Here is a 13,065-nt window from a genome sequence, read left to right on the forward strand (position 1 = left end):
GCATGCTGCTCGAAGGCAAGACCATCGTCGTCACCGGCGGCAACAGCGGGATCGGCGAGCAGATCTGCCTCGCTGCCGCCGCGGAGGGCGCGAACATCGTCATCGACTACGTCGCCCACCCCGAGGCGACGGACTCGCTCATCGCCCGGATCGAGCAGGCCGGCGGCCACGCGGTCGGGGTCGACGCCGACATCACGAGCGCCGCGGACCTGCACACGATGGTGCAGAAGGCCGTCGACGCCTTCGGCTCGCTCGACGTCCTCGTCAACAACGCCGGGATCGAGGACCGGAAGTCCCTGCTCGAGGAGACCGAGGAGGGCTACGACAAGGTCATGGCCGTCAACATGAAGAGCGCCTTCTTCGGCACGCAGGCTGCGGCGAAGCAGTTCATCGCCCAGGGGAACGGCGGCCTCGTGCTGAACATCTCGAGCGTCCACGAGGACTGGCCGATGCCCGGCAACCTCGCGTACTGCGTGTCGAAGGGCGGGATGCGCATGCTCGCCCGCAGCGGTGGCGTGGAGCTCGGACCGCACGGCGTCCGGATCGTGAACATCGCCCCCGGCGCCGTCGACACCCCGATCAACACCGCGACGACCTCGGACCCCGACAAGCTGCGGCAGCTCGACGACGCCATCCCGCTCGGCCGCCCTGCGAAGCCGCACGAGATCGCCGAGGTCGTCGTGTTCCTGGCGTCGGGCAAGGCCGCCTACATGACCAGCACGACCGTCACCATCGACGGCGGGATCTCGCAGGGCAGCGTCGGGCTCTGACCGCGACCGCCGACGGACGGGAGGCCCGGTGCCGGCTGGCACCGCGCCTCCCGTCCGTCACTGGGTCCGGACGGACGCGCCGGTCAGGGACCGGGGACCGCGACGCGGACGGCGCTGATCCGACCGGCGCGCGTGCGCGCCGTCACCGCCGGGTCGTAGCTGTCGGCGGTCGCGAGGTAGAGCGTGCGGCCGTCCTCGCCGCCGAGCGCGCAGTCGACGGCACACAGTCCGGGGGCGTCGATGCGGTCCGTGACCGTGCCGCCCTCCACGACGCGGAGGAACTCCCCCGTGTCGACCGAGCAGACCCAGATGCCGCCCTCCGCGTCGACGGTGCTGCCGTCCGGCGTGGTGCCCTCCGGCAGGGCTGCCCACTCCCGTCGACCGCCCAGCGACCCGTCCGCCGCGATGTCGAACGCGGTGAGACGACCACCCCAGGTCTCGCTGACGACCAGCGTCCGGGTGCCGGGCAGCACGTTCATGCTGTTCGGGAAGACCAGGCCGTCGGCGGCGGGCCGGACGGACCCGTCGGGGTCGACGACGTACAGCGGGCCGGGGCGGAGCTCCTCGCCGCCGTAGAGGTCGTACCCGAACGCGCCGACGTAGGTGCGACCGGTCGTCTCGTCGACGACCAGGTCGTTGACGAGCGAGGACTCGATCGGCGACAGGTCCGCGAACACCGACTGCGTGCCGTCGGCCTCGACGGCGACGATCGACCGCGCGTTCATGGCGCTGACGACCAACCGACCGTCCGACAGCCAGCCGAGCCCGGACGACTGCCCGTCGATCGTCGCCTCGAGCCGGGGGCCGGCGTCGGTCACGGGGTCGAGGGAGAACACCTCGCCCGTGTGCATGTCGGAGTACCAGAGCCGGCCGTCGTGCCAGCGGTTGCCCTCGGGGAACCGGATGCCGGAGACGACCTCGGTCGCGGAGTCGATGGTGGTGTGCACGCGTCCAGCCTGCCAGGCCGACCTGCCACGTCACCCTTCGTCGACGCCGGTCGGCGCCGCCGGGCTGGGATCGTCGCAGCGAGGCGGGAAGGCCCCGCACCACCACGACAGATCGGATCACCATGCGTCCTCACAAGTCCGCCGCGCTCCTGTGCGCCTCGGCCGCCGTCGCGATCGGCGCCGCCACGCTCGTGCCGTCCGCGGCGTTCGCGCACGGGTTCGTCGGCGACGACTCGGGCGACCCCGGGCAGACGCTCACCGCACGTGCCGCCCTGAAGGCGAACGGCGACATGGGCGGCGCACAGTGGGAGCCGCAGAGCCTCGAGGCTCCGAAGGGCTTCCCCGCCGCCGGTCCCGCCGACGGGCACCTCGCCTCCGCGGGCAACGCGAAGTGGTCGGCTCTCGACGAGCAGCGCGAGGACCGCTGGCAGAAGAACGTCGTCGAGCAGGGCGACGTCACCGTCAACTGGAAGTTCACCGCCCCGCACATGACCTCGCAGTGGCGCTACTTCATGACGAAGGAGGGCTGGGACCCGAACGACGAACTCGACCGCGACGACCTCGAGCTCATCGAGACCGTCTCGCACGACGGCTCCGCGGCGTCGAACAACCCGTCGCACCACATCACGATCCCGTCCGACCGTGAGGGCTACCACGTCATCTACGCCGTCTGGGACGTGGCCGACACCGCGAACGCGTTCTACAACGTCATCGACGTCGACGTGCAGCCCGGCGACGGGGAGACCCCGGAACCGGTCCAGGACACCGAGGCACCCGGCACGGTGCCCGACGCCGCGGTCCGCGCGGTCAGCTCCACCGAGGCCGAGGTCACCTGGGGTGCAGCGACGGACGACGTCGGGGTCGCTCGGTACCAGGTCGTCGAGCTCGGCGCGACCGAGGACGACTTCCGCGTCGTCCAGGAGGTCGCCGCCACCCAGCGCTCCACCCGCCTCACCGGTCTGACCCCGGGCGAGCTCTACGACTTCGGCGTCCGCGCCGTGGACGCGGCGGGCAACATCGGCCTCGCCCACGCGATCCTGACCGTCCGGATGCCCGAGCAGGCCGCCGCTCCGGCCGCACCGCAGCACCTGCACGACATGGGCACGACCGAGTCCACCGTGTCGCTGATGTGGACCGCGGGGGACGACACCCGGGGCGTCCGCTACGAGGTCCTCCGCGACGGCGAGCAGGTCGGCGAGACCGGCGCGACGACCTTCGTGGACGTCGGGCTCCGCGCGGGCACGCGGCACGAGTACACGGTCCGGGCGGTGAACACGGAGGGCGTCGCGTCCGCGCTGTCGAACACGCACGTCGCGACCACGAAGAGCGACGCCGGCTCGGAGTACCCGGCGTGGGACGCACACGCCGCCTACACGAAGGGCGACCGGGTCACGCACGAGGGCACGGCGTACGAGGCCGTGCAGTCGCACCAGGGCCACGGTGACCCGAACTGGATCACCGCACTCTCGCTCTGGGAGCCGGTCCGCTAGGGACGGTCTCCGGTCCCGACCCACGGTCGGACGGGAGGCGCGGTGCCGGCCCGCACCGCGCCTCCCGTCCGGTGGCCGGCTGCGGACACCCGCAGATCCCGGCCGCCCCGTCGGCGTTCCTGGCAGCATCGACGTGTCCGACCCGAAGGAGCAACGATGCGCGTGTTCGTCTACCTCGTGGTGATCGTCGTCGCGACCGCGCTGGCCCTCGGCGCCGGTCTCCTCGTCGCGTTCCAGCTCGGCGGTGCGGCCGACGGACTCGTCCTCGCGTCCGTGTTCACGATCCCGTTCCTCGTGATGGGTCCGGTCCTGGTCGGCTCGTTGGCCGGCTACTGGGACCCGAGGTCGTCGCCCGAGGGGCGGCGGTACCTGCGGTGGTGGTTCCTCGGCGTCGTCGGGATCGACCTGGTCGCCGCCGTGGTCGTCGTCCTGGCGACGGTGTCGGCCCGAGCGCCGGTCTGGGTTCCCGTCGTCCTGATCGGCGGAGCCGCCGTGCTGCTTGCCGTCGCCCGGCCGCTCGGTGACCGCTTCCGCCGCTCGGAGCGGGTGGTCGAGCGGTCCGACGACGACGTCGTGCCGTCGGCGGCCGTCGTCCGACGCGGAGTCCGGGCCATCGCCGTGACGTTCGTCGTGTCGGCGGTCGTCGCGACCATCGGGGCGACGCTCCTCGTGGTGTCGGACGACGGATCCCGTGACGGCGTGCTGCGGAGTGTCCTCCTGGCCGGTCAGCTCACCTTCACGGCGACCGCGATCGCGGCCGTGCTCGTCGCGCTCCCCTTCAACCGTGCACTGCGCGACGTCGGCGGGCGCGACATCGGACGGTTGCAACGCTTCGGCAAGGTCGTTCTCCGCGGCAGGTCGATCCCGCTCGACGCGGCGGAGGAGCACGGCGCGCTGCAGTACGCGCGACTCGTCCCGCTCACGATGCGCTTCCAGCTGGCGTTCACGGGCCTCCTCTACGTCGGGCTCGCGTTCCAGTTCGTGTCGTCCGCGCTCGACGGGCAGCTCGGCGTGCTCCCCGTCGTGTTCCTGGTGGCGATGGTGGCGGTCCTGCTGTGGGCGGTGCCGACGAGCGTCCGACGGATGCGGCGCGCGCGCGACTACGCGGAACGACACGGCGGAGCGCCCTCCCCCACGGCCGACGAGGTCGACCCGCGAGGGCCTAGCTCGGTGACCGCCTGAACCCCTCGTCGAGGAACGCGACCACCCACGCGAAGCTCGCGTCCACGTCCTCCGACAAGCGGAAGCCGCCGCCGGTCTCGAGCGTGGCGAACCCGTGCAGCATGCTCCGGAAGGTCCGGAGCGCGTGCACGAGTTCGGCCTCGGGGAGGTCGTACCCGCGCAGCACCGCGGCGAAGGGGTCCAGCGCCCCGCGGAGCGCCGCGGCCGCAGCATCGGGGGCGTCCGGTGCCGACGCCCGCGGGCCGACCGTCGCGGCGTACCGGCCCGGGTGCGCCCGGACGTAGCTCCGGAAGGCGTGCGCCGCGGCCCCGAGCGCGTCGATCCCGGCCCGTCCCTGCGTCGCCCGACCGACCTCGTCCGCGACCTCGGTGGCCGCGAGCACCGCGATCCGGTCGACCAGGTCGTCGAGGCCACCGACGTGCTTGTACAGCGACGGCGCCCGGACCCCGAGACGCTCGGCGACGGCGCTCATGCTCACCTGCGCGAGTCCGGTCTCGTCGGCCAGGTCGGCGGCGGCCGCGGTGACGACCGCGGGGTCGAGTCCCGCCCTAGGCACCGGTCGTCCCGTCCGCCGTGGCGAGCGTGCGCCCGAGGAAGGGCAGCACGAGTGCGAGCACCGCGTCGGGCGTCTCGGCGTGTGGGTAGTGCCCGGCGCCGTCGATCACGGCGACCTCGCCGAGGCCGTCGGGCAGGTCGGTGACGACGCGCTCCCCCTCGGCCCGGGGGTCCGCCCAGTCCGGGTCGGCAGCGCCCTCGATGACGAGGACGGGCTGTCGGACCTCCGGCAGCCTCGCCCCGGCGTCGGCGGGCGTCGTCTTCGTCATGCCGGTGAGCGCCGCCATCCGCCCCGGACGGGACAGCACGGCCTCGATGTGCGCACGTTCCTCCGCCCAGTCCGCCGGCTTCGTGGGGTACGCGATGTCGAGGTACGCGAGCCACCCGGCGAGGCTGCCCGCGGCCATGACCCTGCCGAGCTGGACGGTGGCGGACCGGTGGCGGCGGTTGCGCAGGAGACCGACGACGTCGACGGACTGCTTCCGGGTGAAGGGCGCGATCTCGACGACGCCGGCGACGAGCTCCGGCGCGGTGGCCGCGGCGATGGTGGCGGCACCGCCGCTGATCGACTGGCCGACGATGACGGCGGGGCCGCCGAGGTGCCGGACCACGGCGACCAGGTCGCCCGCGATGCCGGTCCGGCTGTAGCCGCTCCACTCGGCACTGGAGTCGCCGCAGCCGCGGATGTCGACGTTCGCGACCCGGTACCCGGCGGCGACGAGGGCCGGGACGACGAAGCGGTAGGACCGGCGGCTGTCGCCCATCCCGTGCGCGAGGACGACGAGCGGGCCGTCGCCGGTGAGGTCGTACGCGATGGTGCCGCCGGGGACGGCGAGGTGTTCGGTCATGTCGGGCTCCTTGGCTACGGCGTATAGCCAGAAGCTAACACCATTAGCTAACTCTCGTCAACGCTGGTTCGCCAGGTCCATGCCCGGTCCGCTGTCGGGCCGACGCTCGAACCCGTGCCGCTCGTAGAACTCCGCTCGACCTCGCGCCGCGAAGAGCTGCACGTCGTCCACCCCACGCCGCCGCGCCTCGTCCACCAGCCGCGCGAGCACCTGTCCACCGACGCCCGCGCCCCGCGCTCCCTCGGTGACGATCATCTCGGTGACGAAGGCGTGCAGGGCCCCGTCGCTGATGAGCCTGCCCATCCCGACCAGCCGACCGGCGGCGTCACGGGCGGTGCAGACGACCCAGCTCCCGGAGAGCGCCGCCTCGAACCGGTCGACGTCCCGGTCGGCCCATCCCGTCTCGTCGTAGAGCGCCTTGAACTCCGTCGCGGAGGGCGGTGCGAACGAGTACTCCATGACGGAACCGTAGTGCGGGCCCGTGCGTGCGTCAGTGCGCTCCGTGGTCCCCGCGCCCACGCTCATCCACGCCGCCTGCATCCGGGTGCGGGGCATCGCCGCTCCGCCGTCGCACGACGAGCGTGCCGATGCCCTGGACGATTAAGTACCCCGCACATGCGACGAGGACCACCGCCACGAGCACGGAACCACCCGAGACGCCGGCGGCCGCCGTCCTCGCGACCCCGAGCGCCAGGAAGATGCACCCCATCACGATGGGGACCACGGGGTTCGGCGCGACGAAGAACCGCCGACCGCCGTTCGCGTCGGCCACCGCTCTCGTCCGCGCTTCCGCGACCGCATCGGGAGACCGTCCCGCGCGACGGTCCGCTGCTCGTCGGCGAGCGCGCATCGTCAGCCACACGACGAGGCCGATCACGACGGCCGCCGAGTACGCGATCGGCTCGGTGAGGTGCAGCAGCCCGGAGACGAACAGCACGGCGGCGGCCGTGACCACGCCCGCAACCACCGCGGTCGTCCACATGTCGGTACGACCGTCGACGCCGGTCACGTAGCCGGGTCGTCGCGCGTACGGGTCGTGCCGTGTGTCCTGCTGCGTGTCCTGCTGCGTGTCGTCGGCGTCCTGGTCGATCGGTCGGTTCCCCACCCCGACGAAGCTACGCGTCGCCCCGTGGTGTGTCCCGCTCGCACCGCCCACGGGCGACCTGCTGCGACCGCGGGGACCCGAGACACACCTAGCCGAGCAGCTCGACCCCGTAGCCGACGACCACCGCCCGCAGCTCGTCCAGGTACGTCTGCGCCTGCACGGTCAACGGCACCGACGTGTGCGCGATCCACCCGATCTCGATCCGCTCGTCCACGTCGAGCGGGATGGCCACGATCTCCGGATCGAGGTCGTCGCTGATCAGCCCCGTCGAGATGGTGTACCCGCCGAGACCGATCATGAGGTTGAAGATCGTCGCCCGGTCCGACACCCGGATCTCGCGCTTGCTCGACATCGTCGACAGGATCTCCTCCGACAGGTAGAAGGAGTTGTTCGCGCCCTGGTCGAAGGTGAGCCGCGGCAGGTCCGCGAGGTCCTCGAGCGTCGCCCGCTCCCGCGACGCGAGCGGGTTCCGCCGGGCCACGAAGATGTGCGGCTGCGCCACGAACAGCGAGGTGAACACGACGCCGGCGTCCCGCATCAGCTTGCCGAGCACCTGCCGGTTGAAGTCGTTGCGGTAGAGGATGCCGACCTCGCTCCGCAGGGTCCGGACGTCCTCGATGATGTCCCAGGTGCGGGTCTCGCGGAGGGAGAACTCGTACTCGTCGGCGGCCGCTCCCTCGACCATGCGGACGAAGGCCTCGACGGCGAAGGAGTAGTGCTGCGCGGAGACCCCGAGCAGCCGGCGCGACGCCTGACGTCCGACGTACCGCTGCTCGAGCAGGGAGACCTGCTCGACGACCTGCCGGGCGTACCCGAGGAACTCGACGCCGTCGACCGTCAGCACGACGCCGCGCGCCGACCGGATGAAGAGCGGCCGCCCGATCCGCGTCTCGAGGTCCTTCATCGCTGCCGACAGCGTCGGCTGCGAGATGTAGAGCAGGTCGGCTGCCGCGCTGATGGAGCCCTCGGAGGCGACCTCGATGAAGTACCGGAGCTGCTGCAGCGTGATGTCGTTCGAGACGCGAGCCATAGATGCAGACTATGTGTCTGCATAGCGTCTCGGTATTACCTGATGACCCGCGCCTCCCGGCATGATCGGAGGACTCTTCCCACAGTGCCCGCGGGCGCTCGACGTACGGACTGCGGACCATGGCGAACGACATCACCTTCAGCATCAGCAGGACCCGCTTCGACGAGGACTACTCGCCGGCGGAGAGCTCGCGGCTGACCACGAACTTCGCGAACCTGGCCCGCGGCGAGGGCCGCCAGCAGAACCTCCGCAACGCCCTCGCGCTCATCGACGCGCGCTGCAACGACCTGGCCGGGGATCCGGACGGGGACCGCTACCGCGTCGAGCTCGACATCGTGTCGATCACGATGCAGTTCGAGGACGGCGGACGGGTCGAGCGGTTCCCCCTGATCGAGGTGCTCGACGTCACGGTCGTCGACCAGCACACCGGCGAGCGCCACCAGGGCATCCTCGGCAACAACTTCTCGTCGTACCTCCGCGACCACGACTTCGCGGTGCGACTGCCCGCGGCGTCCTCGCTCCCGGCCGACTTCGGGCAGCTGCACGGGCAGCTGTTCCAGCACTTCCTGCGGTCGGACACCTTCCGGTCCCAGTTCGACGCCGAGCCGGTGGTGTGCATCAGCGTCTCGACGAGCCAGACCTACCGGCAGACGGGCTTCGTCCACCCGGTCCTCGGCGCGGAGTACGAGCACGAGCATGCCTCGCTCACCGACGACTACTTCGGCCGGATGGGGATGCAGGTCCGGTACTTCATGCCCCCGGGTGCGAAGGCTCCGCTCGCCTTCTACTCGCGCGGCGACGTCGTCACCGACTACTCGGACCTGCAGCTGATCGGCACCATCAGCACGATGGAGACGTTCCAGAAGATCTACCGACCGGAGATCTACAACGCGAACGGGGTAGCGCCGAGCGAGTTCCGCCCGACCCTCGAGCACAGCGACTGGTCGTCGACCGGCATCGCCTACGACCGCGAGGAACGCAGCCGTCTCGGCGTCACGCAGGGCCGGTGGACCGAGGAGCACCTCGTCGCGCCGCACCGCGACTTCCTCGACCGCTGGCTCGCCGAGCAGACCGCGCCCGCCGCCCTCACCCACTGACCGACTGGACCTCCACGCACATGAGCACCCTCCTCCCCACCTCGATCGTCGGCAGCCTGCCGAAGCCCTCCTGGCTGGCCGAGCCCGAGAAGCTCTGGTCCCCCTGGCAGCTCGATGGGGCGGCCCTGACCGAGGGCAAGCAGGACGCCCTCCGCTCCGCCGTCCACGAGCAGGAGCGCAACGGGATCGACATCGTCAGCGACGGCGAGCAGACCCGCCAGCACTTCGTCACGACGTTCATCGAGCACCTCGACGGCATCGACCAGGAGCGCAAGGAGACCGTCCGCATCCGTGACCGCTACGACGCCGCCGTCCCCACGGTCGTCGGCGCGGTGAGCCGTCCGCAGTCGGTCTTCGTCGAGGACGCAAGGTTCCTCCGCGCGCAGACCGACCGCCCGATCAAGTGGGCGCTCCCCGGCCCGATGACGATGATCGACACGCTCTCGGACCAGCACTACAAGAGCCGCGAGAAGCTGGCGTGGGAGTTCGCGACGATCCTCAACCAGGAGGCGCTCGAGCTCCAGGAGGCCGGCGTCGACGTCATCCAGTTCGACGAGCCCGCGTTCACCGTCTTCCACGACGAGGTGCAGGACTGGGGCGTCGCCGCACTCGAACGTGCCGCCGAGGGCCTGCGCGCCGAGACCGCCGTGCACATCTGCTACGGCTACGGCATCGAGGCGAACAACCGGTGGAAGGAGACCCTCGGCGCCGAGTGGCGGCAGTACGAGCAGTCGTTCCCGCTCCTGCAGCAGTCGTCGATCGACATCGTCTCCCTCGAGTGCATCCACTCCCACGTGCCGCTCGAGCTCGTCGAGCTCATCCGCGGCAAGAAGGTCATGCTCGGCGCGATCGACGTCGCCACCGAGCGGGTCGAGACGCCCGAGGAGGTCGCCGAGGTACTGCGGCGAGCGCTCGAGCACGTCGACGCGGACAAGCTCATCCCGAGCACGAACTGCGGCATGGCACCGCTGGCCCGCGGCGCAGCTCTGCAGAAGCTCGGCGCGCTGTCCGCAGGAGCGGACATCGTCCGAGCGGAGCTCGCCGGCGTCGCGGTTCCGGCAGCGCGGTAGCGTCCCGACTCCACGGCACGGCCAGCGTCCGTCAGGTGCGGGATCTCGATCCGGCCGGGAGGCGCGGCTCCCTTTCGACGCGCAGGTCACGGCCGTCAGGACGAAGGCGTTGACTACCTCCATGATCACCAAGAGCAAGATCCACGAGGTCGAGAACGCGACCGTGCGGGATCGTGACGGGGCATCGGTCGGCAAGGTCGCGCAGGTGTTCCCCTCCGCCGAGGACGGCAGCGCCGCCTACGTCAGTGTCGCGACCGGACTGCTCGGGAGTCACCACACGCTCGTCCCGGTCGAGGACGCCACCTTCGACGGTACGGACCTGCACGTCGGGTACACGAAGAGCGCCATCAAGGGAGCGCCCTCCTCGGGAGCCGGACCGACCCTGTCCCCGAGCGAGGCGAACGCCGTCCGCAAGCACTTCGGACTGTCGCCCGCGGGGAACGCGACCGGGGACATGGGCGACCCGCACGAGAACCTCGACCAGGCCGGCACCGGGCCGGCGGGCGCGGACGACACCGAGGGCGCGGGGACGGCACCGCCGGCGTGACCGGCTCGTCGCCCCCGGCATGGCAGAGTCAGGACGCCAGCGGCCGTCGTGCTCGGCGGAGGGCCCGGCGGAACCTGCCGAACGCGGACGCGTGGTTCGGTGTCCGGTGCGTGTTCCGCCACGGGGAGAGCAGGTACGAGGAACGGGTGGTGATCGTCCGCGCCGATGACTTCGCCCTCGCGATCGCCAGAGCGGAGGACGAAGCCGCTCGGTACGCCGTCGACGTGGACGCGGAGTACCTCGGTCTCGCCCAGGCGTTCGCACTCGTCGACGACCCGGACGACGGTGCCGAGGTGTTCTCGCTCATGCGCGACTCGGACCTCCCCCCTGACGAGTACCTGGACGCGTTCTCGACACGGGAGACGAGCGGCAGGGTGACATGGGGGCCGCCGGCAGGCCATCGGAGCCGCCTCGGTAGCCGAGGGGTCACCGGACGACGAAGCCGCTGAGCCGGCCGATCAGCCGAGGGAGCTGCTGTCCGTCACGGTCGCGAAGCTGCCGTCGAGCGCGGCCATGAACGCGGTGTGCACGACCGCGCCCGGCACGACGGTGTCCCCGTACCGCAGGTCCGGCGCCGTGCAGGCGTCCGACACCACGATGTTCCGGTACCCGAGCTCGTGCGCGGCCCGGGTGGTCGAGTCGATGCACATGCTGCTCATCATCCCGACGATCACCAGCTCGGTGACGTCGGCGTCGTCGAGGACGCCCTGCAGGCCGGTGTCGATGAAGCTGTTCGGGCGGTGCTTCTCGAGCACCACCTCGCCCTCGGCCGGCTCCACCGACGGATGGAACCTCACCCCCGCCGTCCCGGGGCGGAAGAACGAGGCGTCGGGGTCGTCGCTGACGTGGAAGACGTGCACGACGAGCTCACCAGACGCGCGGAAGCGCTCGAGGACGGAGCGCGCCGCGGTGGCCGCTGCTTCCGGTTCGACGAGCGGGAACGCCCCGCCCGGGAAGTAGTCACGCTGGATGTCGGCGAGGACGAGAGCACGGGTCATCACACGAGTATGGCTGCCACCGGGCGTGGGCCTCCGGACCAGTACCGTCTGGGCAGTGCGGCCACTACGCAGCGACCATCGGCGGTGACGACGGGCTGCGACGTCCGGAACCCGCCAGCCGTCGAGTGCCGACGCCACGAGACTCAGCGGAGTCCGCGATCCGCGCGGCCCCGACCGAGAGCAGCCCGTGCAGCACACCCGCATCGACCCCGCGATCCTCTACTTCGGCACCCCCGTGGTCCTCTTGAGCACCGTCGACGAGGACGGCGTGACCAACACCGCTCCGATGTCGTCGGTGTTCTGGCTCGGACACACCGCCGTGCTCGGCATGGGTGGCAGGTCGCAGACCGCACGGAACCTGCTGGCGACCGGCGAGTGCGTCATCAACCTCCCCTCGGCCACGCTGGTCTCGGCCGTGGACGCCCTCGCCCTCACCACCGGTCGCGATCCCGTCCCGGTCGGCAAGGAGCGGGTCGGGTACCGGCACGTGGCGGACAAGCTCGCGGCAGCCGGACTGCACGGGCTCCCCGGGGACACGGTCCGTGCCGAACGGATCAGTGAGTGCCCGGTGAACCTCGAGGCACACGTCGTCGACGCACACACCCTGGCTGACCAGGACCCGGGCGATGACGCGACGTTCCTGTTCGAGGCCGCGGTCTCCCGCGTGCACGTGCACGAGGACATCCGCGCCGTGGGGACAGCGGACCGCATCGACCCGGATCGGTGGCGACCGCTCATCATGGCGTTCCAACGCTTCTACGGCCTGGCGGACGAGCTGCGGCCCTCGAAGCTCGCGACGATAGACGAGGAGTGGTACCGGTGAGCCGACCAGGTGTCGGCCAGGACGCGGAACGGCCCGACTCCGTCCTCACGGGGCTGCCAGGCCGGCCGCGATACTGATCGGATGACACCACCACTCGTCCTGGACTTCGCTCACGCCGGCCTCACCGTGAGCGACCTCGACGACGCGCTGGTGCTGTGGTGCTCCGGTCTCGGCTTCACGCTCGAACGCACCTTCACGCTCGACGCGCACACCACTGCCGCGACCACCGGTGTCACCGGAGCATCCATCCGTGCAGCCACGGTCGTGCTCGGAGACCGACGGGTCGAATTGCTGCAGTACGACCCTCCTCGGGCGGCTCGGGCAGGCGGCTCGCCCGCAGAGACCGGCACGGTGCACATCGCGCTGACCGTCTCGGACCTCGACCGGGTGCTCGACCTCTGTGCAGCGCACGGTTGGCGGCCGGTCGGCCGACCCCACGAGATGACCAGCGGCGCCCGGACGGGCACACGCATCATCTACCTCGAGGGTGAACTCGGCGGCTTCCTCGAACTGATCGCCCCACCGCAGCTCCCCTAGCCCCGCTCCGGTCGAGTCGGACGGTGCGGCACCGGGTGCGGCACCCTCCGCACCAGGGCGGCCGTT

The 13,065-nt window shown here is 71.3% G+C and carries 16 protein-coding genes; 9 read left to right on the forward strand and 7 right to left on the reverse strand.

Annotation, left to right across the window (positions count from 1 at the left end; genetic code table 11):
* The first annotated feature begins 2 nt into the window (after nt 1–2).
* Entirely contained in the window at nt 3–770 is a 768-nt protein-coding gene (locus tag H7A69_RS06270; protein ID WP_182046262.1) for an SDR family NAD(P)-dependent oxidoreductase, read from the forward strand.
* Between the two features lie 83 nt (nt 771–853).
* Here the strand turns inward: H7A69_RS06270 and H7A69_RS06275 are convergent, their stop codons facing one another.
* A complete protein-coding gene (locus H7A69_RS06275; RefSeq protein ID WP_182046263.1) occupies nt 854–1,717 on the reverse strand; it encodes an SMP-30/gluconolactonase/LRE family protein in 864 nt (287 codons plus the stop codon).
* Between the two features lie 122 nt (nt 1,718–1,839).
* On the opposite strand from H7A69_RS06275, the gene H7A69_RS06280 reads away from it, so the two are divergent.
* Entirely contained in the window at nt 1,840–3,207 is a 1,368-nt protein-coding gene (locus H7A69_RS06280; RefSeq protein ID WP_182046264.1) for a lytic polysaccharide monooxygenase, read from the forward strand.
* A 156-nt stretch (nt 3,208–3,363) separates the two neighbouring features.
* Nucleotides 3,364–4,389: a hypothetical protein gene (locus tag H7A69_RS06285; protein WP_182046265.1), complete on the forward strand. Its 1,026-nt coding sequence runs from the start codon at nt 3,364–3,366 to the stop codon at nt 4,387–4,389.
* On the opposite strand, the gene H7A69_RS06290 is transcribed toward H7A69_RS06285, so the two are convergent.
* The 5 genes from H7A69_RS06290 to H7A69_RS06310 all read right to left on the reverse strand — a co-directional run bounded on the left by H7A69_RS06290 (nt 4,370) and on the right by H7A69_RS06310 (nt 7,927).
* Entirely contained in the window at nt 4,370–4,945 is a 576-nt protein-coding gene (locus H7A69_RS06290) for a TetR/AcrR family transcriptional regulator (RefSeq protein ID WP_182046266.1), read from the reverse strand. The two genes, H7A69_RS06285 and H7A69_RS06290, sit on opposite strands and share 20 nt — an antisense overlap.
* A complete protein-coding gene (locus H7A69_RS06295) occupies nt 4,938–5,792 on the reverse strand; it encodes an alpha/beta fold hydrolase (RefSeq protein ID WP_182046267.1) in 855 nt (284 codons plus the stop codon). The genes H7A69_RS06290 and H7A69_RS06295 overlap by 8 nt, the downstream gene beginning before the upstream one ends.
* Before the next feature lie 57 nt (nt 5,793–5,849).
* Nucleotides 5,850–6,251 (reverse strand): GNAT family N-acetyltransferase, encoded by a 402-nt coding sequence (locus H7A69_RS06300; RefSeq protein WP_182046268.1) that lies wholly within the window; start codon nt 6,249–6,251, stop codon nt 5,850–5,852.
* Nucleotides 6,252–6,282: 31 nt separating this feature from the next.
* Nucleotides 6,283–6,897 (reverse strand): hypothetical protein, encoded by a 615-nt coding sequence (locus H7A69_RS06305; protein ID WP_182046269.1) that lies wholly within the window; start codon nt 6,895–6,897, stop codon nt 6,283–6,285.
* 88 nt (nt 6,898–6,985) lie between these two features.
* The gene (locus H7A69_RS06310) at nt 6,986–7,927 is read right to left on the reverse strand and encodes a LysR family transcriptional regulator (RefSeq protein ID WP_182046270.1); all 942 of its coding nucleotides are present in this window, start codon (nt 7,925–7,927) and stop codon (nt 6,986–6,988) included.
* 119 nt (nt 7,928–8,046) lie between these two features.
* On the opposite strand from H7A69_RS06310, the gene H7A69_RS06315 reads away from it, so the two are divergent.
* The 4 genes from H7A69_RS06315 (at nt 8,047) to H7A69_RS06330 (ending at nt 11,090) form a co-directional block, all read left to right on the forward strand.
* A complete protein-coding gene (locus H7A69_RS06315; RefSeq protein ID WP_182046271.1) occupies nt 8,047–9,024 on the forward strand; it encodes a putative oxygenase MesX in 978 nt (325 codons plus the stop codon).
* A 20-nt stretch (nt 9,025–9,044) separates the two neighbouring features.
* Nucleotides 9,045–10,094 carry a methionine synthase gene (locus tag H7A69_RS06320; RefSeq protein WP_182046272.1) on the forward strand — a complete coding sequence of 350 codons (1,050 nt, stop codon included), beginning with the start codon at nt 9,045–9,047 and terminating at the stop codon, nt 10,092–10,094.
* 121 nt (nt 10,095–10,215) lie between these two features.
* Entirely contained in the window at nt 10,216–10,641 is a 426-nt protein-coding gene (locus H7A69_RS06325; protein WP_182046273.1) for a PRC-barrel domain-containing protein, read from the forward strand.
* 146 nt (nt 10,642–10,787) lie between these two features.
* The gene (locus tag H7A69_RS06330) at nt 10,788–11,090 is read left to right on the forward strand and encodes a hypothetical protein (RefSeq protein WP_182046274.1); all 303 of its coding nucleotides are present in this window, start codon (nt 10,788–10,790) and stop codon (nt 11,088–11,090) included.
* Between the two features lie 9 nt (nt 11,091–11,099).
* Here H7A69_RS06330 and H7A69_RS06335 read toward each other — a convergent pair whose 3' ends face one another.
* The gene (locus H7A69_RS06335) at nt 11,100–11,639 is read right to left on the reverse strand and encodes a cysteine hydrolase family protein (RefSeq protein ID WP_182046275.1); all 540 of its coding nucleotides are present in this window, start codon (nt 11,637–11,639) and stop codon (nt 11,100–11,102) included.
* A 187-nt stretch (nt 11,640–11,826) separates the two neighbouring features.
* On the opposite strand from H7A69_RS06335, the gene H7A69_RS06340 reads away from it, so the two are divergent.
* A complete protein-coding gene (locus H7A69_RS06340) occupies nt 11,827–12,462 on the forward strand; it encodes a flavin reductase family protein (RefSeq protein WP_182046276.1) in 636 nt (211 codons plus the stop codon).
* Between the two features lie 81 nt (nt 12,463–12,543).
* Nucleotides 12,544–12,999, forward strand: a complete 456-nt coding sequence (locus tag H7A69_RS06345) for a VOC family protein (RefSeq protein WP_182046277.1) — start codon at nt 12,544–12,546, stop codon at nt 12,997–12,999.
* The last annotated feature ends 66 nt before the right edge of the window (nt 13,000–13,065 follow it).

Source organism: Curtobacterium sp. ME26, from assembly GCF_903970945.1.
Taxonomy (GTDB): Bacteria; Actinomycetota; Actinomycetes; order Actinomycetales; family Microbacteriaceae; genus Curtobacterium; species Curtobacterium citri.